This window comes from Samsonia erythrinae, from assembly GCF_004342665.1.
Classification (GTDB): Bacteria; Pseudomonadota; Gammaproteobacteria; order Enterobacterales; family Enterobacteriaceae; genus Samsonia; species Samsonia erythrinae.
The window spans coordinates 68,050-85,986 of record NZ_SMBY01000005.1 but is presented as its reverse complement, the minus strand read 5'-3'; the positions used below and the strand labels follow the sequence as shown (position 1 = coordinate 85,986).

Below are 17,937 nucleotides of genomic sequence, written 5' to 3'. Positions count from 1 at the left end.
GAAAAGTGGGGGGTGTAACAACTTGAATTATCGTCGTTTATTTTTTAACGGAATTTACTCATTAAGGAGTGTGGTGATTTTTACACGGTTTTTTTACCTGACAGCTCGTTGATTTGCATCAACTTTACCTGCGGTGTAATCCCTAATGTTGCGCCTTAATTCTACCGCGTTTTTATTTATTGAGGTTTATATGACGCAGCCTTCATCACCCGAAAAAATATCGCAGAGCTCGCTGATAAGTCGATGGAATCCTGAAGACCCACAATTCTGGCAATCTGGCGGTCAACGGATAGCACAGCGTAATCTTTGGATCTCTGTGCCCTGTCTGCTGTTATCGTTTTGTGTCTGGATGATTTTCAGCACCGTGGCGATTAATTTGAACAAGGTCGGGTTTAGTTTTACCACGGATCAACTCTTTTTGCTGACCGCGTTGCCTTCCGTTTCCGGTACGTTGTTGCGTGTTCCTTACTCCTTCGTCATCCCAGTAGTCGGGGGACGCCGCTGGACGACGTTGAGCACGATTATTCTGGTGATCCCGTGTATCTGGCTGGGATTTGCCGTGCAAAACCCACAAACGCCTTACCGTATTTTCGTGCTTATTTCCCTGTTATGTGGTTTTGCCGGCGCGAACTTCGCCTCCAGTATGGCTAACATCAGCTTCTTTTTTCCGAAATCGCGTCAGGGTGGCGCATTAGGCATTAACGGCGGTTTGGGCAACCTCGGCGTAAGTGTGATGCAGCTTGTGGTGCCCGTGGTGATCTTCCTGCCGATACTGAGTCTCGGCGGCAGCGGCGTTGTTCAGCCTGACGGCAGCACCCTCTGGTTGCACCATGCGGCATGGGTTTGGGTGCCGTTTCTGGTGATCGCCTCGATCGCGGCGTGGTTTGGCATGAACGACCTGTCTACGGCCAATGCCTCCATACGCAAGCAACTGCCGGTGCTTAAACAAATGCACCTGTGGGTACTCAGTTTCCTGTATCTGTCGACGTTTGGTTCGTTTATCGGGTTTTCGGCGGGTTTCGGCATGTTAGCCAGAACGCAGTTCCCGGACGTGGTTATTTTGTACTATGCCTTCTTCGGGCCGTTGCTGGGGGCGCTGGCGCGTCCGGTCGGCGGGATCCTGTCTGACCGCTTCGGCGGGATCAGAGTCACATTGATTAACTTCATCCTGATGGCGATTTTCTCCGTACTGCTCTTCCTGTCTTTGCCGGGTGAGGGGCATGCGGGGTCATTCGGACTGTTCTTCGGCATCTTCATGGCGCTGTTTCTGACGGCGGGGCTGGGCAGTGGTTCTACCTTCCAGATGATTGCGGTGATTTTCCGTAAGCTCACGACGGATCGGGTGAAAGCCGCCGGCGGAAGCGATGCAGATGCGCAGCGCACGGCGGCCACCGATACGGCGGCGGCGCTGGGCTTTATTTCAGCGATTGGCGCGATCGGGGGGTTCTTCATTCCTAAAGCCTTCGGGACGTCACTCGAATTAACCGGCTCGCCCACCGGCGCCATGAAGGTGTTTGTGGTGTGTTATGTCGTGTGCGTATTAGTGACCTGGCTGGTTTACGCCAGAAAGAAAAACTGAGCCTTGACCCGGCTCCCAACCACCTCGTAGCCACATTTTATGTCGACTAAGAGGTGGTTTCGTGCGCGGTTAATGCTGTTATTTTCATGCTACTCCGTAGCACGCGCCCGACAAGGAACGCTCAATTGCCGCGCTCCTTGACCTCTGGCTTGTTGGCGCTAATTGTGTCGCTACGCGATACCTTCGGCGCTCGTGACTGCTACTCGGGCCTCCAGTGACGCGTTTACTCGCCCCATTAATGGGCTCGCCCTACGGGCCAGCACAAGTGCTGTTCAAAAACGTCGTTGACGTTTTTGTCCGACGCGGCACTGGTTTTCGCCGCATCCCTGCGGCTCACCCGGCAGTCACGCCCACCTCAGCACAATTTTTTACGCCAGAAAAACAAGGACAGAGACATGCTCTCTACGTTCGCATGGAAATATAACTACGACGCCTCCTCCTTTTCGGAGAAGCGTTTTTTTCGCGCTGCATCCAGCTACCCCCTTATTGAATCTGCACGATTTTTCGTCGCTTCCTGACTACTACCTCTAAATAGTCGTGTGTATAAATTCAGTATAAGCACAAAACAAATGGTTTTATTTTTATCCTTTAAAATCATGTAATTAATTTATTTTTTCGTAATAATTCTTTGGTGGTAGTTGAATGTCTTCTTCGTTTTTTGCGGGAGGGCACTCTTGATCGTTATCAAGTTTGCCGCCGCGGTTGCCGGATACCCTAGCGCCAATTTGAGCGATGTATCGTAAGCAAAAACAGATATCTGCTACGAACATTTCATAACGACAGGGGCCAGCAGGCTTCGCAGCAGGAGAGTCCGGATGAGCAAATTCCTTGACCGGTTACGTTACTTCAAACAACTGGCCGAACCGTTTTCTGATGGTCACGGCCAGACCCTTAACACCAATCGCGATTGGGAAGATGGCTATCGTAGCCGCTGGCAGCACGACAAGGTGGTACGTTCTACCCACGGGGTAAACTGCACCGGTTCATGTAGCTGGAAGATTTATGTGAAAAACGGTCTGGTGACGTGGGAGACGCAACAGACTGACTATCCGCGCACTCGTCCGGATCTGCCCAACCATGAACCTCGCGGCTGCCCGCGCGGCGCAAGCTATTCCTGGTATCTTTACAGCGCAAACCGTCTGAAATACCCGATGATGCGCAAACGCCTGCTGAAACTGTGGCGTGAGGCTCGGTTGACGCACAGCGATCCGGTTGATGCCTGGGCATCCATCGTTAATGACCCCGAAAAAACTAAATACTACAAACAGATCCGTGGCCGCGGCGGTTTTGTTCGCTCTGACTGGAATGAAGTCAACGAACTGATTGCCGCGTCTAACGTTTATACCGCCAAAACCTACGGCCCTGACCGCATCATCGGCTTTTCACCGATTCCGGCGATGTCGATGGTGTCTTATGCGGCCGGTGCGCGCTATCTCTCCCTGTTGGGGGGCGTGTGTCTGAGCTTCTACGATTGGTACTGTGACCTGCCGCCCGCTTCGCCGATGACCTGGGGCGAACAGACCGACGTACCCGAATCGGCCGACTGGTATAACTCCTCTTACATCATCGCCTGGGGATCAAACGTTCCGCAAACTCGTACCCCGGATGCTCACTTCTTCACGGAAGTCCGCTACAAAGGCACCAAAACGGTCGCGGTGACGCCGGACTACGCTGAAATCGCCAAGTTGTGCGATCAGTGGCTGAACCCGAAACAGGGGACTGACAGCGCGATGGCGCTGGCGATGGGGCACGTTATTCTGAAAGAATTCCACCTTGATAAACCGAGCCAGTATTTCAGCGACTATGTACGGCAATATACTGACCTGCCGATGCTGGTGCTGCTGGAGCCGCGTGAGGAGGGGTACTATGCGGCGGGCCGTATGCTGCGTGCGTCCGATTTGGTGGATAACCTCGGTCACGATAACAACCCGCAGTGGAAAACCATCGCGATTGACGACGCCAGCGGCAACCTGACGGCGCCGCAAGGGTCAATCGGCTATCGCTGGGGCGATCAGGGTAAATGGAATCTGGAACAGCGCGACGGCGTGAGCGGCGAAGAGGTGAAACTGCGCCTGAGCCTGCTGGGGTCGCACGACGAGGTGGTTGACGTCGGCTTCCCGTATTTTGGCGGCGCAGTCAGTGAACATTTCAACAGCGTCGAATTGCAGGATGTGCTGCTGCACAAACTGCCGGTGAAACGCCTGACGCTGGCTGACGGTAGCGAAGCGCTGGTTGCCTGCGTCTATGACCTGACCATGGCGAACTATGGGCTGGATCGCGGTCTGGATGATGACAACTGCGCGCGTGATTACGACGAGGTGAAAGCCTATAGTCCGGCCTGGGCCGAGAAGATCACCGGCGTTTCTCGCCAGAACATCATCCGTATTGCGCGTGAATTCGCCGACAATGCGGATAAAACGCACGGGCGCTCCATGATCATCGTCGGTGCCGGTATCAACCACTGGTACCACCTGGACATGAACTACCGCGGCATCATCAACATGCTGATTTTCTGCGGCTGCGTGGGGCAGAGCGGCGGCGGCTGGGCGCACTATGTCGGGCAGGAAAAGCTGCGCCCGCAAACCGGTTGGATGCCGCTGGCATTCGGTCTGGACTGGCAGCGTCCACCGCGCCACATGAACAGTACGTCCTTCTTCTATAACCATTCCAGCCAGTGGCGTTATGAAACCGTCGCGCCGCAGGAGTTGCTGTCGCCTCTGGCGGATAAATCCCGCTTTACCGGCAGCATGATCGATTTTAACGTGCGTGCCGAACGTATGGGTTGGTTGCCGTCTGCGCCCCAGCTGAATATGAACCCGCTGGATATCGCGGAAAAAGCGCGCGCCGCCGGCATGACGCCGCAGGACTATACCGTTGCCGCGTTGAAATCAGGCGAAATCGCGTTTGCCGCCGAACAACCGGACAACCCGCAGAACTTCCCGCGCAACCTGTTCATCTGGCGTTCTAACCTGCTGGGCTCTTCCGGTAAAGGGCATGAATACATGCTGAAATACCTGCTGGGTACGGAACACGGTATTCAGGGGCAGGATCTCGGCGCACAGGGCTGCGTGAAGCCGGAAGAAGTTGAATGGCGCGATCAGGGCGGCGAAGGCAAGCTGGATCTGGTCGTGACGCTCGACTTCCGCATGTCCAGTACCTGTCTGTATTCCGACATCGTTTTGCCGACGGCGACCTGGTATGAAAAAGACGACATGAATACGTCGGATATGCATCCGTTTATTCATCCGCTGTCGGCGGCCGTCGATCCCGCATGGGATTCCAAAAGCGACTGGGAGATCTACAAAGGCATTGCTAAAACCTTCTCCCGCGTGTGTCAGGGCCACCTTGGTCAGGAAACGGATCTGGTGACGTTGCCGATCCAACACGACTCTGCGGCGGAAATGGCGCAGCCGTTCGGCGTGGATGACTGGAAAAAAGGCGAATGCGATCTGATCCCGGGGAAAACGGCACCGCACCTGATGGTGGTGGAGCGTGACTATCCGAATCTGTATGAGCGCTACACCTCGCTTGGCCCACTGTTAGACAAGCTGGGCAACGGCGGTAAAGGCATCGGTTGGAACACGCAAACCGAAGTCGATTTCCTGAAAAAACTGAACTACACCAAAACCGAGGGTGCGGCGGCGGGTCGTCCGAAAATTGAAACGGCGATCGACGCGGCGGAAGTGATACTGTCTCTGGCGCCGGAAACCAACGGTCAGGTGGCGGTAAAAGCATGGGAAGCCCTGAGCAAAGTCACCGGGCGCGACCATACGCATCTGGCACTGAATAAAGAAGACGAGAAAATTCGTTTCCGCGATATTCAGGCGCAGCCGCGCAAAATTATCTCCAGCCCGACCTGGTCTGGTCTGGAAGATGAACACGTTTCCTATAACGCCTGTTACACCAACGTTCACGAGCTGATTCCGTGGCGCACGCTGTCCGGTCGCCAGCAACTGTATCAGGATCATGAATGGATGCGTGCCTTCGGTGAAAGCCTGCTGGTTTACCGTCCGCCGGTCGATACCCGCGCTGCCGCGCCGGTGATGAACCAGAAACCGAACGGCAACCCGGAAAAAGCGCTGAACTTCCTGACGCCGCACCAGAAATGGGGCATTCACTCCACGTACAGCGACAACCTGTTGATGCTGACGCTGGGGCGCGGCGGGCCGATTATCTGGCTGAGTGAAGACGATGCCCGTGATTTAGGGGTGGCGGATAACGACTGGATCGAAGCGTTCAACGCCAACGGCGCGTTGACCGCGCGTGCGGTTGTCAGCCAGCGCGTGCCTGCGGGCATGACCATGATGTACCACGCGCAGGAACGCATCATTAACCTGCCGGGGTCGGAAATTACCCAACAGCGTGGCGGTATTCACAATTCGGTCACCCGTATCTGTCCGAAACCGACCCATATGATTGGCGGCTATGCCCAGCTGGCTTATGGCTTTAACTACTATGGCACTGTCGGGTCAAACCGCGATGAATTTGTGGTGGTTCGTAAAATGAAACGCATCGACTGGCTGGATGATGAAGGCCACGACTACGCTCAACAACCGGTACAGCAGGAGAAAGCCTGATGAAAATTCGTTCACAAGTGGGCATGGTGCTGAATCTGGACAAATGCATCGGCTGTCACACCTGCTCGGTTACCTGTAAAAACGTCTGGACCAGCCGAGAAGGAATGGAATACGCCTGGTTCAACAACGTCGAAACCAAACCGGGCGTGGGGTATCCCCATGCCTGGGAAGATCAGGAAAAATGGAAGGGCGGCTGGATCCGTAAAATCAACGGTAAGCTCGAACCGCGTATGGGTAACCGCGTCAGCGTGTTGTCCAAAATCTTTGCCAACCCGGATGTGCCGGAAATCGACGACTACTATGAGCCGTTCGACTACGACTATCAGAACTTGCGCAAAGCGCCGGAAGGGAAACATCAGCCCGTCGCGCGTCCGCGCTCGCTGATCACCGGTCAGCGGATGAAGAAAATCGAGAACGGTCCGAACTGGGAAGACGATCTGGGCGGCGAATTCAGCGTGCGGTCGAAGGACAAAAACTTCGATAACATGCAAAAAGAGATGTACGGCCAGTTCGAAAACACGTTCATGATGTACCTGCCGCGCTTGTGTGAGCACTGTCTGAACCCGGCGTGTGTGGCGACCTGCCCGAGCGGTGCGATCTACAAACGTGGCGAAGACGGCATTGTCCTGATCGATCAGGACAAGTGCCGCGGCTGGCGTATGTGCCTGACGGGTTGCCCGTACAAGAAAATTTACTTCAACTGGAAAAGCGGCAAATCAGAAAAATGTATTTTCTGCTATCCGCGTATCGAAAGCGGTCAGCCGACGGTCTGTTCGGAAACCTGTGTGGGGCGTATCCGCTATCTGGGCGTGCTGCTCTATGATGCCGACCGTATCGAACAGGCCGCGGCAGTCGAAAATGAGAAAGATCTGTACCAAAGCCAGTTGGATGTCTTCCTTGACCCGCATGACCCCAAAGTCATTGAACAAGCACTGAAAGATGGCATTCCCAACAGCGTGATTGAAGCGGCGCAGCAGTCGCCGGTTTACAAAATGGCGATGGACTGGAAGCTGGCGTTGCCGCTGCACCCGGAATACCGCACGCTGCCGATGGTGTGGTATGTGCCGCCGTTGTCTCCGATCCAGTCTGCCGCGGACGCGGGCCAGTTGGCGCACACCGGCGTACTGCCGGACGTGGAAAGCCTGCGAATTCCCGTAGAGTATCTGGCCAATCTGTTAACCGCCGGGGATACCGAGCCGGTACTGCTGGCGCTGAAACGGATGCTGGCGATGCGTCATTACAAACGGGCGGAAACCGTAGAAGGCAAGATCGATACCCGCGCGCTGGAGCAGGTAGGGCTGACCGAAGCGCAGGCGCAGGAGATGTATCGCTATCTGGCGATTGCCAACTACGAAGATCGCTTCGTGATCCCGACAAGCCATCGCGAACTGGCGCGTGAAGCGTTCCCGGAAAGTAAAGGTTGCGGCTTCAGCTTTGGCGATGGTTGCCACGGTAGCGATACCAAATTCAACCTGTTCAACAGCAAACGGATCGACGCCATCGACGTCAGCAGCAAAACGCGCGACATGAACAGCAAGATCATGCAGGAGACGAATAATGATTAGCCTGCGGATTATTGCCCGACTGCTGGACTATCCCGATAGCGAACTGTGGGAAAACAAGGCGGAACTGATCGAAGCGGTCGAACAGACCGCCGCGTTGCCACTGCGTGAGAGCCATCAGCTCATGCAGTTCATCGACGCATTATGTTCGCAGGATCTGTTGGATAAACAGGCGGAATATAGCGGTTTGTTTGATCGCGGCCGGGCAACCTCGCTACTGCTGTTCGAACACGTACATGGCGAGTCTCGTGACCGTGGGCAGGCGATGGTCGATCTTATGCAGCAGTATCGTGAGGCAGGGCTGGCGTTGGATTGCCGCGAACTGCCCGACTATCTGCCGCTATACCTTGAGTATCTTTCTCGTCTGGAGCCCGCGCAGAGCCGCGCGGGTTTACTCGACATCGCACCGATTCTCGCCTTGATTGGCGCGCGTTTGCAGCAGCGCGACAGCGACTATGCCGTGCTGTTCGATCTGTTGCTGGTGATTTCAGGCAGCGAACTGAAAAGTGACGATGTCACCAATACGGTCGCTGACGAGGCGCGCGATGATACGCCGCAGGCGCTGGATGCCGTGTGGGAAGAGGAGCAGATTAAGTTTCTCGGCGAAGAAGGCTGCGCATCGGCCCAACAAACGCAACACCAACGCCGCTTTGCGGGCGCCGTGGTGCCGCAATATCTGAATCTTGACGCTACACCGGCGGGAGGGCAACGCTAATGAGCGCTTTCACCAACTATTTTAACGTGTTCTTTTTTGACATTTATCCGTATCTGGCCATGGCCATTTTCCTGATTGGCAGCTGGTTGCGCTATGACTACGGCCAGTATAGCTGGCGTGCGGGTTCAAGCCAGATGCTGGATAAGAAGGGGATGCGTCTGGCGTCTAATCTGTTCCATCTGGGGATTCTGGGCGTTTTTGCCGGGCATTTCCTCGGCATGTTGACGCCGCACTGGATGTACGAAGCGTTCCTGCCGATGGAAGTGAAACAGAAAATGGCGATGTTTGGCGGCGGCGCGGCGGGTATCCTGACGTTCGTCGGCGGTGCGCTGTTGCTGAAACGCCGTCTGACCAACCCGCGCATTCGGGCAACCTCCAGCGTCGGTGATATTCTCATTCTGTCGTTGCTGGTGATTCAGGCCGGTTTGGGGCTGCTGACCATTCCGTTCTCCGCGCAGCATATGGACGGCAGCGAGATGCTGAAGCTGGTGGGATGGGCGCAGAGCGTGGCTTTCTTTCAGGGCGGCGCGTCTGAACATCTGGCGGGTGTCGCCTTGATCTTCAAACTGCACATTGTGCTGGGGCTGACGCTGTTCGTGCTGTTCCCGTTCTGCCGTCTGGTTCATATCTGGAGTGCGCCGGTCGAGTATCTGACTCGCCGCTACCAGCTGGTGCGTAATCGTCGCTAAGCGGCGATAGGAAACGGCGGCATACAGGGTACAACGCCGCCGTTTCTCTTCCCCTCTCCTCCATCTCTCTTTCCATCATCCGCGGCTTTTTCATCGTCAACATCGTGTTTTCAGATCTGTCGTCACATTTCTATCGTGAGGGGCGTCTGGCAAAGAGCTGACCCGTGGCGAATCAGACGACTTATCTTATAAATTGACTACCTGCTTTGAATGTGGATAAGTTCCAGACTCAGGTTAAGCATCACCGAAAGACCGGATGAAGGCGACCAATCCAAAGGAGTCTGTGTTCTTATGCGCTTTGATATCATCGACCTGCGTCTGTTTCTCAACGTTTATAAGGCGGGAAGCATTACCGGCGGCGCCGCGTTGTCACACCTGACGTTGCAGTCAGCCAGCGAGCGTATCCGCGGTATGGAAAGCGAGCTTGGCGTCCCGTTACTCAACCGGTCGAGAACAGGGGTTACGCTGTCAGACGCGGGATATTCATTGGTCAACCATGCCAATATCGTATTGCAGCAGGTTGAGCATATGCGCAGTGAATTGCATCAATACGGCAAAGGGCTGCGCGGGCACATCAATCTGTTATGTAATTCCTCGGCGCAGAGCGAATTTTTACCCGGTTTGATCGGCCCTTATTTACAGCATAACCCCAATATTTCCATCTCTGTTAAAGAGATGCTCAGCGACGATATTGTCACGGCCATTAAAAATCAAACGGCGAATTTAGGCATCGTCGCTGATTCTACCCCGTTGAACGGATTGGCCTCGCGTCCTTTCCGTGATGACGAATTAGTGGTGTTTGCGCCGGCAAGCGGGCGCTGGCGCGATCTCGACAGCACTACATTTGATGCGATTATCACCGCCGAATTTATCGGCTTATCCGCGGGGATCGCGCTTCAGGATCATATTGATGAGCACGCCAAGAAGCAGGGGCGTCGTCTTAACTACCGCGTCCGCATGGCGACATTTGATGCGGTGATGCAGGTAGTGAACAGCGGCGTCGGTATCGCGATCCTCCCGAGACATGCCGCCGAGCGCTATCCTCATCGCCGTGATATCCATATTATCCGTCTGTCGGAACGCTGGGCTAACCGCAAACTGATTATCTGCGCACGGGATTTCGCCGATCTTCCCGGATATGCAACGGCGTTTGTGGATTTTCTGGTTCAACCCCCGATCGGATCCTAGCCGCTATTTAATCGTCATATACGCGCCCAGCGCAATCAGCCCGATAAAAAAACAGCGGCGGAAGGCGAGTTCGCTGATTAGCTTACGCAGGTATTGACCGGCATACATTCCGGCAATCGCGGGAATTAGGGCAATGGCAGATAAAGCATAGTCAACGTGATCCAGTTTGCTGTCCAGCGACAGGTGCATGGCTAGCGCAAGAGTCGATGCCGTGAAAGCCAATCCGAGCGACTGAACAAGATCGTCTTTATTTAACTGGAGCGATTGCAGATAGGGGACGGCGGGAATAACGAAAACCCCGGTCGCTGCGGTAATGGCGCCGGTAAGATAGCCAACCAGTGGCGAAAGCCACTTCTCTGCTTTGCCCGGGGACGGGAGTTTCGTGGCAATCAGTCCCCAAAGGCCATACATGATCAGCACGATACCCAGCGCGGCTTCAGTCCACGACGACGTAGAGGTTAAACCGGGTAATACGCTGAATAACGTGCCAATAAAAATCCCTGCAATCAATCCCCAGAGGCGTTTAATTAAGCGAAAAAATGCCGGCCCGATGAAGAGTTGCCATATATTGGTCACCAGCGACGGGATAATTAACAAACTGGCTGCGCTGGCCGGCGGCATCACGACGGTTAATAACCCCATTGCGATCGTTGGCAACCCCAGCCCAATTACGCCTTTCACTATTCCGGCCAAGAGGAATACGGAGATAATGGTAATCACTTCAGCCCCCTGTTTATATGACATTGTGCCTTATCACCCTTTGATGGCGGGATAGTAAAGGGGGCGATAGTGTCTGTATATGCGTATTTGGTTGAGGATGTCTCAAGGAAAAACTGATGTGGCCTTTGGCGGGACAGGCAGGATTGCCAGCTGTAACCGCCGAGGCGGAACGACAAACGAAAATGACCACCCGACGCATCAGGTCGGGCGGTGCGCGCAACAGGCGATTACCATCCGGTAATGCGCTGCCAGGTTTCCTGAGCGTTAGTCTCTGATTTCAACACCTGATAGTGCTGATGCATCGCGGCAGTGGCGCAGGCGTGGTTCGGCAAGATCCGCAAGCGTGTGCCGACGGGGAAATCATCAACCGAAAGCCCGGCGTCGACGGGAAGCGCGATGATGCCGTGTTCCTGATTGGTGGTCGTCACGCAGAGGTCGTCATAAGGGCGGCCATCCAGATGGCAAACCAGCCCGTAACCGTAATCCTTCGCCTGAGATGCTGTGCCGCGATCGCGGGAGAGCGCCATCCAGCCCGCATCGATGAACACCCAGCCTTTTTCGCGATTATGCCCAATCACGCTGCACACCACCGACAGGGCGATATCATCCAGCGAGCAGACGCCGACATTCTTCATCACCAGATCGAAGGTGGTGAAAACGCCCGCTCTCACCTCGGTAATGCCGGTTAAGTCTTCAGCAAAGTGCGCCGTTGGGGTCGCGCCGACGCTAAGCACAGGGCAGGCAATGCCCAGCGTGCGAACGCGCCGCCCGGCGAGGTTGATGGCGTCGCACTCTGCGCGCGCCGCCGCGCGGATCGCCTCGTCCGTGCGACAGGCGTAAGATTCTCCCGCATGCGCCAGCAGGCCGGTGAGCGTCGCGCCGTTACCGTCGATCTGCTTTGCCAGCGTAAGCAGCGCCTCGCTTTCCGGTGGAATACCGCCGCGATGCCCATCACAGTCGATCTCGATAAATACCGAGAACGTAACGTCATTGGCGAGGGCAAAATCGGTGACTGCGCGCGCCTGTTCTGGGCTGTCGAGCAGAATATGCAGGTTCACGCCTTTACGGATTAAATGGGCGACGCGCGGCAGCTTGTGCGGCGCGATCCCCACGGCGTAGAGCAGGTCGGTATACCCCGCGGCGGCAAAAGCTTTCGCTTCTGCCAGCGTCGAAACGGTCGCCGGCGATGCGCGGTCCTTGAGCAGATAGCGGCCAGCTTCAATCGAACGTAGCGTTTTGAGATGTGGCCGGATTCGGCTGCCCAATTGTTCCGTTCGCCGATACAGCCTGTCGATATTGCGCTGAAAACGGAATTCATCAATCAGCAAAAAGGGCGTTTCCAGCGCGTTAAGCCATTCACTCTTTTTCATTGTACACCTTCATGTTGTTTAGCCTGCTGCCAGACGGCAAGAATGCGCTGGCCGATATATAAGTCCTGAATGGACAGACCGGAACTGTCGAAAACCGTGATCTCATCCGGCGTTTTGCGTCCTGCGGCGTTCGCGCTAATCACGTCGCCAATGGCGGTTAGCGTCACATGGGCTGGCGCGTGTTGGAAGTCACCTATCATTCGGGACTGGGAAGGCAGATCGCAAAACAGACGCCCCGTATGAAACAGGTCGGGCGGCAGTTCCTGCTTGCCAACGGCATCCGACCCCATGCTGACAATGTGCGTGCCCGCCTTGACCCACGCGGCGTTAAACAGCGGTGCGCGCGATGGTGTGGCGGTCACGATGATATCCGCTGCTCGACAGGCGCTTTCGGCATCGCTGATGTGTGCATCCAGCCCGACAGCCATGAGTTCTTGGGCCATCTCTGTGGATTTACGGACATCGCGTCCGACGATCAGCACGGTACGAATGGGCCGGATTCTTGCCAGCGCAGCGCATTCATAGCGTGCCTGATGACCGGTGCCGAACACCGCTAAAACCGAGGCATCGGTTCTGGCCAGTAAATCGGCGGCGACAGCGTCGGCAGCGGCGGTACGAAAGGCGTTTACCTTTCCGGCTTCAATCGCGACGGCCATTTTCCCGGTTTGCTGATCGAACAGCAGGATCAGGGAATTGTGACGAGGTAGCCCGTTCGCAGGATTTCCCGGCCAGAACGATCCGATTTTGAGCCCCGCAAGCTCACGGGTTGCCGCGGCTTTGACGCTGAAAGTGTTACTTGCCTCGGAACCGTGCCCGTGCACCACCGGAAAACTGTGTGCTTCCGGTTCGCTGGCGGCGAGCAGGGCTTGACGAACGGCGTCATAAGCCAGCTCATGGCTGATGAGCGCAGCAGACGTCGCTTCAGAAATAAAAATCATCGTTTTTCCTCAGACATGACCGGCCAGAAATGCGCTGTAGCGGCTGATATCGACATTCCCGCCGCTGATAATAATGCCGATACGTTTACCGCGCAGCGATTCCCTGAGGTTACGCGCGGCGGCGAAGCCGAGACACCCCGTCGGCTCAACGACCATTTTCATGCGTTCGGCAAAAAAACGCATTGCGTCAATCAGGTCGTCATCCGTGACCGTCAGAATATCATCGACATGCCGGCGAATTATCGGGAAGGTATAGTTACCCAGATGCTGGGTCTGTGCGCCATCGGCGATGGTTTTGGGCGTATCAATATGCACGATGTTGCCGCTACGCAAAGATTGCTGCCCGTCATTTCCCGCGAGCGGTTCGACGCCATAAATTTTGCAGGCCGGAGAGAGCCGGCGGGTTGAAAGCGCGGAACCCGACAGCAACCCACCGCCGCCCAAACAGACGAACAGCGCGTCCAGTTCGCCCGTTTCTTCCAGCAGTTCTTTCGCGGCGGTGCCTTGCCCGGCAATCACGTGCGGGTGATCGTAAGGGGGGATCAGCGTCAGTCCCTGTCTTTTCGCCAGATCGCGGCCGATCTGCTCACGATCTTCGGTATACCGATGGTATTCCACTACGTTCCCGCCATAGCCGCGCGTGGCCGCGACCTTCGCCGCCGGCGCATCGTGAGGCATGATGATCGTGGCAGGAATACCGAGCAATTTAGCCGCCAGTGCAATCGCCTGCGCATGGTTGCCGGAAGAAAAGGTGACCACGCCAGCGGCTTTTTGCTCGTCTGAAAATTGCAACAGCGCGTTCATGGCGCCGCGAAACTTAAATGCGCCCATGCGCTGAAAGTTTTCACACTTGAAAAAAACGTCTGCGCCGAACGCGGCATTAACCGTGCGTGATGTCATCACCGGCGTTTTATTGGCATAGCCGGCAATACGTTCCGCCGCGGCGACCACATCGTCGAAGGTCGGGAGGTGTAAGTCGCTCATTTCAGGATAACCTGTTGTTAGTGATGGTGAATACGGCGTCACGATCGCGACGTCGCTGCATGTTGAATAAACAAAATATATAAAATTAGATAAATTGTCTAATGTGGTGTGTGTTGAACGTGACGGCGGCGTAAAACCTGTGCTGCTGAAAGAGGGCGAAGAAAGGGTGTGTGGTACACTCAGCGCCGGAAAATGCGGTTGCGCCGGTATGGGTATAGGAGAGTAACAATGTCTACATCTGGAGAAGATCTGCTGCTGACGCAGTTAGATGCCATAGCGAAAGGGGTGAGCGAGACGTTCGCGCCATTCTGTGAAGTGGTTGTGCACGATCTGAAAAATCCGCAGCACGCCATTCTTTCCATTCACAATAATCTCTCCGGCAGAGATGTCGGCGCTCCTGCGACGGAACTGGGGCTTGCCCGCATTGCCTCACCCGATTTTCCTAATATTTTGGCCAATTATGCCAATCAGTTTGCCGACGGGCGTCCGGTAAAAAGCACCTCGGTCGGCATCAAAAATGCGCAAGGCGAATACGTCGCGGCGCTCTGTCTGAACGTCGATATGACGCTATTTCGGGGGATGCAGCATGCGCTGGCGCAGTTTACCCAGTTGGCTGCCGATGCCGTCACTGAGCATCTGGAGCCCAACGGCGCAGCGGCGATCAGACTGCACATCGATCATTTCGCGGCGCGTCTTGCCACCACGCCACGGGCGCTGAAAGCGCAAGAGCGTAAATTACTGCTTCAGGAATTAAAGGACAGCGGTCTGTTGGACGTGAAAAGAGCCATGGAAACCATCGCACAGCATCTGGGCGTATCCCGTGCGTCGGTTTATTTGTATGCGAAGGAATAGGGCGAGGGGCAGTCAGATAGGTTAAGCCATTGATGTGGCGTGCCATCGAGGTTTTTTAGCCAGACAGGAGGAAAGCGCTGAGTTTCTCAGGGCGTTTTGCGCATTGCATTGTTGTTGCTCGCTTTCTATACTGTATAAAAAAACAGTTATATTGCCGAGTAATGAAACGATATCTTCCTGAGTCCAATCCTGTAAAACAGCCGCTGAACCTTTATGCCGATACAGTCCCCGCGGGGTTTCCCAGCCCGGCGAACGATTATATTGAACAGCGCATCGATCTGAACACGCTATGTATTCGCCACCCTGCCGCAACCTATTTTGTCCGTGTTTCCGGTCAGTCAATGGTGGATGGCGGTATTCACGATGGCGATCTGGTGGTGGTCGATAGCGCATTGCAAGCACGCCATGGCGATATAGTGATTGCAGCGCTTGACGGCGAGTTCACGATCAAACAATTGCAACTGACGCCAACCCGGGCCTTGGTTCCGATGAATGCGGCCTATGCGCCGATTCCCTTTCACGTCAACGACTGCCTGGAGATTTTTGGCGTCGTGACCTATGTCATCCATGCGACACGCTAATGTACGCGTTGGTTGATGTGAATACGTTTTACGCCAGCTGTGAAAAGATTTTTCGCCCAGATCTGGCCGACAAACCGGTCATCGTGCTCAGTAACAACGATGGCTGTGTGATTGCCCGTTCTCATGAAGCTAAACGACTGGGCGTAAAAATGGGCGTGCCGCTGTTTCAAATCGGTGGGCTCATTCAACAACACAACATTGCCGTTTTTTCCTCTAATTATGCGCTTTATGCCGATATGTCGGCCCGCGTGATGAGTATTTTGGAAGAGATGGCGCCTGCGGTGGAAATCTACAGCATTGACGAGGCCTTTTTGGATGTGTCTGGCGTGAGTCACTGCATATCGCTTGAGCGTTTTGGGCAGCAGATCAGGGAGAGAATAAAACGTGAAGCGCATTTGACCGTGGGCGTCGGGATCGCGCCGACCAAAACGCTCGCTAAGTTGGCGAATCATGCGGCGAAAATCTGGCATAAAACGGAGGGCGTGGTGGATTTGTCCAGCCCGGTACGTCAGGAGAAATTGCTGGCGATTACCCCCGTCGGCGATGTCTGGGGCATCGGGCGGCGACTGGCGCGCAGGCTGGAATCAATGGGGATCGACAGCGCCTTGATGCTGGCGCGCTGCGATCTTGCTTATATCCGCAGAAACTTTAGCGTGGTGGTCGAACGAACGGTACGTGAACTGCGCGGACAGCCCTGTCTGGCGGTTGAAGAACAGGCCGCAGCCAAACAGCAAATACTGTGTTCCCGTTCATTTAGCTCACGTATTACCGAGTATGCGCACATGCATCAGGCGGTTTGTCGTTATGCTGAACGGGCGGCGGAGAAATTGCGTCATGAGAAGCAATATTGCTGCCAGGTCGCCGTATTTATCCGCACCAGCCCGCATGTCGCTCAAGGGGAATATTATGGCGATCAGGCGACCCGCGTGACATTCGTGCCGACGAACGATACCCGGGACATTATTGCGTTGGCGATCGAGGCGCTGGCGCGCATCTGGAAGCAGGGCTATCGCTATTGTAAAGCCGGCGTGGTGCTATCCGATTTTTATCAGCAGGGGATTGCGCAATTAGACATGTTTGACGCGCGTAAGCCCCATGCGAATAGCGCCGGTTTAATGGCGGCAATCGACCATATCAACCATTCTGGTAAAGGAAACATTTGGTTTGCTGGCCAAGGGGTGAACCCCGGCTGGGCAATGAAACGAGAGCGGTTATCGCCCGCTTACACAACGCGAACCGAAGATTTAAAGGTTGTAAAGTCATGATGCCGCCTGAAAAAATGCCTGATATTTATGAATACCCGGCACACCTACGAACTGAACTGGATGAGTTGCCAGCGGCGCCCGGTGTTTATGTCTTTCACGGCGACAGTGACACGTTGCCGTTGTATATCGGCAAAAGTATCAATATCCGCGCTCGCGTGTTATCGCATCTGCGCACGCGTAAAGAAGCGAAACTGCTGAGGCAGACCCGACGCATTACGTTTATTGAGACCGCCGGGGAGATCGGCGCGCTGTTATTAGAAGCCCGGATGATTAAGCAGCAGACGCCGCTTTTTAACAAGCGGCTGCGGCGTTCACGTCAATTATGCTCGATCCATTTTGATGGAAATCTCATCGAGGTGGTGTATGCCAGAGAGGTCGATTTTTCTACGACGCCCGATCTGTACGGGTTGTTCAGCCATCGTCTCGCGGCGATAAACGCCTTGAAAACGATAGCCGATGAAGAAAAGCTCTGTCTGGGCGTACTGGGTATCGAACGCCTGCCGGCGGGGCGGGCGTGTTTTCGCTATGCGTTGAAAAAATGCGCCGGCGCCTGCTGTGGTAAAGAGCCCGTGTCGGCGCATCAAGAGCGGCTGGCGATTCGGCTCAATGCCATGAAGCTCAACTGTTGGGCCTATCCGGGGAAAATTGCGATTAAGGAGAGCCGTCAGGGGAAGACGGAGTATCACATCATTCATCACTGGTTTTATCTGGGCACCGTCGCGGATTTGTCAGAGGTGGCGACGCTAAAACAGGTTGCGACGAATTTTGATAGCGATGGCTACAAAATTTTATGCAAACCGATTATCAGCAACGGTGTGGACATTATTCCGCTGGATGAATAATGCGCATCATCTGCCCTGTGCATTTCTTCTGAAAACTTATCGGTGTTTTTTTCAATTTTTGCCTATACTTGGTTA

General features: G+C 55.0%; 14 protein-coding genes. 10 read left to right on the top strand and 4 right to left on the bottom strand.

The window, feature by feature from the left end; genetic code table 11:
- The first annotated feature begins 190 nt into the window (after nucleotides 1–190).
- The 6 genes from EDC54_RS10090 (at nucleotide 191) to EDC54_RS10065 (ending at nucleotide 10,310) form a co-directional block, all read left to right on the top strand.
- On the top strand, nucleotides 191–1,579 hold the full coding sequence (locus tag EDC54_RS10090; protein ID WP_132455767.1) for a NarK family nitrate/nitrite MFS transporter: 1,389 nt from the start codon (nucleotides 191–193) through the stop codon (nucleotides 1,577–1,579).
- 815 nt (nucleotides 1,580–2,394) lie between these two features.
- Nucleotides 2,395–6,156 carry a nitrate reductase subunit alpha gene (locus EDC54_RS10085; RefSeq protein ID WP_132455765.1) on the top strand — a complete coding sequence of 1,254 codons (3,762 nt, stop codon included), beginning with the start codon at nucleotides 2,395–2,397 and terminating at the stop codon, nucleotides 6,154–6,156.
- Complete coding sequence (gene narH / locus EDC54_RS10080) at nucleotides 6,156–7,721, top strand: nitrate reductase subunit beta (RefSeq protein WP_132455763.1); 1,566 nt, start codon at nucleotides 6,156–6,158, stop codon at nucleotides 7,719–7,721. The genes EDC54_RS10085 and narH overlap by 1 nt, the downstream gene beginning before the upstream one ends.
- Nucleotides 7,714–8,433, top strand: coding sequence for a nitrate reductase molybdenum cofactor assembly chaperone (gene narJ / locus EDC54_RS10075; RefSeq protein ID WP_132455761.1), 720 nt, complete (start codon nucleotides 7,714–7,716; stop codon nucleotides 8,431–8,433). The genes narH and narJ overlap by 8 nt, the downstream gene beginning before the upstream one ends.
- Nucleotides 8,433–9,122: a respiratory nitrate reductase subunit gamma gene (gene narI / locus EDC54_RS10070; RefSeq protein WP_132455759.1), complete on the top strand. Its 690-nt coding sequence runs from the start codon at nucleotides 8,433–8,435 to the stop codon at nucleotides 9,120–9,122. Before narJ ends, narI begins: the two co-directional genes overlap by 1 nt.
- A gap of 291 nt (nucleotides 9,123–9,413) precedes the next feature.
- Nucleotides 9,414–10,310 (top strand): LysR family transcriptional regulator, encoded by an 897-nt coding sequence (locus EDC54_RS10065; protein ID WP_132455757.1) that lies wholly within the window; start codon nucleotides 9,414–9,416, stop codon nucleotides 10,308–10,310.
- A gap of 3 nt (nucleotides 10,311–10,313) precedes the next feature.
- Here the strand turns inward: EDC54_RS10065 and EDC54_RS10060 are convergent, their stop codons facing one another.
- From EDC54_RS10060 to EDC54_RS10045, 4 genes are all read right to left on the bottom strand, one after another.
- Nucleotides 10,314–11,054, bottom strand: a complete 741-nt coding sequence (locus EDC54_RS10060; protein ID WP_230514499.1) for a sulfite exporter TauE/SafE family protein — start codon at nucleotides 11,052–11,054, stop codon at nucleotides 10,314–10,316.
- A gap of 203 nt (nucleotides 11,055–11,257) precedes the next feature.
- Complete coding sequence (locus EDC54_RS10055) at nucleotides 11,258–12,400, bottom strand: DSD1 family PLP-dependent enzyme (RefSeq protein WP_132455755.1); 1,143 nt, start codon at nucleotides 12,398–12,400, stop codon at nucleotides 11,258–11,260.
- Nucleotides 12,397–13,338: an ornithine cyclodeaminase family protein gene (locus EDC54_RS10050; RefSeq protein ID WP_132455753.1), complete on the bottom strand. Its 942-nt coding sequence runs from the start codon at nucleotides 13,336–13,338 to the stop codon at nucleotides 12,397–12,399. The genes EDC54_RS10055 and EDC54_RS10050 overlap by 4 nt, the downstream gene beginning before the upstream one ends.
- 9 nt (nucleotides 13,339–13,347) lie before the next feature.
- Complete coding sequence (locus EDC54_RS10045; RefSeq protein WP_132455751.1) at nucleotides 13,348–14,322, bottom strand: threo-3-hydroxy-L-aspartate ammonia-lyase; 975 nt, start codon at nucleotides 14,320–14,322, stop codon at nucleotides 13,348–13,350.
- Between the two features lie 228 nt (nucleotides 14,323–14,550).
- Here EDC54_RS10045 and EDC54_RS10040 point away from each other — a divergent pair, with 228 nt between their 5' ends.
- From EDC54_RS10040 to cho, 4 genes are all read left to right on the top strand, one after another.
- A complete protein-coding gene (locus tag EDC54_RS10040) occupies nucleotides 14,551–15,174 on the top strand; it encodes a helix-turn-helix transcriptional regulator (RefSeq protein WP_132455749.1) in 624 nt (207 codons plus the stop codon).
- A gap of 161 nt (nucleotides 15,175–15,335) precedes the next feature.
- Nucleotides 15,336–15,755, top strand: a complete 420-nt coding sequence (gene umuD, locus EDC54_RS10035; RefSeq protein WP_132455747.1) for a translesion error-prone DNA polymerase V autoproteolytic subunit — start codon at nucleotides 15,336–15,338, stop codon at nucleotides 15,753–15,755.
- Nucleotides 15,755–17,020 (top strand): translesion error-prone DNA polymerase V subunit UmuC, encoded by a 1,266-nt coding sequence (gene umuC, locus EDC54_RS10030; RefSeq protein WP_132455745.1) that lies wholly within the window; start codon nucleotides 15,755–15,757, stop codon nucleotides 17,018–17,020. Before umuD ends, umuC begins: the two co-directional genes overlap by 1 nt.
- Nucleotides 17,017–17,862 carry an excinuclease Cho gene (gene cho, locus EDC54_RS10025; protein WP_132455743.1) on the top strand — a complete coding sequence of 282 codons (846 nt, stop codon included), beginning with the start codon at nucleotides 17,017–17,019 and terminating at the stop codon, nucleotides 17,860–17,862. The genes umuC and cho overlap by 4 nt, the downstream gene beginning before the upstream one ends.
- Nucleotides 17,863–17,937 lie beyond the last annotated feature (75 nt).

Coding starts and splice junctions, on each gene's coding strand:
- EDC54_RS10090 (WP_132455767.1), top strand. CDS start 191: ATGACGCAGCCTTCATCACCCGAAAAAATATCGCAGAGCTCGCTGATA.
- EDC54_RS10085 (WP_132455765.1), top strand. CDS start 2,395: ATGAGCAAATTCCTTGACCGGTTACGTTACTTCAAACAACTGGCCGAA.
- narH (WP_132455763.1), top strand. CDS start 6,156: ATGAAAATTCGTTCACAAGTGGGCATGGTGCTGAATCTGGACAAATGC.
- narJ (WP_132455761.1), top strand. CDS start 7,714: ATGATTAGCCTGCGGATTATTGCCCGACTGCTGGACTATCCCGATAGC.
- narI (WP_132455759.1), top strand. CDS start 8,433: ATGAGCGCTTTCACCAACTATTTTAACGTGTTCTTTTTTGACATTTAT.
- EDC54_RS10065 (WP_132455757.1), top strand. CDS start 9,414: ATGCGCTTTGATATCATCGACCTGCGTCTGTTTCTCAACGTTTATAAG.
- EDC54_RS10060 (WP_230514499.1), bottom strand. CDS start 11,054: ATGTCATATAAACAGGGGGCTGAAGTGATTACCATTATCTCCGTATTC.
- EDC54_RS10055 (WP_132455755.1), bottom strand. CDS start 12,400: ATGAAAAAGAGTGAATGGCTTAACGCGCTGGAAACGCCCTTTTTGCTG.
- EDC54_RS10050 (WP_132455753.1), bottom strand. CDS start 13,338: ATGATTTTTATTTCTGAAGCGACGTCTGCTGCGCTCATCAGCCATGAG.
- EDC54_RS10045 (WP_132455751.1), bottom strand. CDS start 14,322: ATGAGCGACTTACACCTCCCGACCTTCGACGATGTGGTCGCCGCGGCG.
- EDC54_RS10040 (WP_132455749.1), top strand. CDS start 14,551: ATGTCTACATCTGGAGAAGATCTGCTGCTGACGCAGTTAGATGCCATA.
- umuD (WP_132455747.1), top strand. CDS start 15,336: ATGAAACGATATCTTCCTGAGTCCAATCCTGTAAAACAGCCGCTGAAC.
- umuC (WP_132455745.1), top strand. CDS start 15,755: ATGTACGCGTTGGTTGATGTGAATACGTTTTACGCCAGCTGTGAAAAG.
- cho (WP_132455743.1), top strand. CDS start 17,017: ATGATGCCGCCTGAAAAAATGCCTGATATTTATGAATACCCGGCACAC.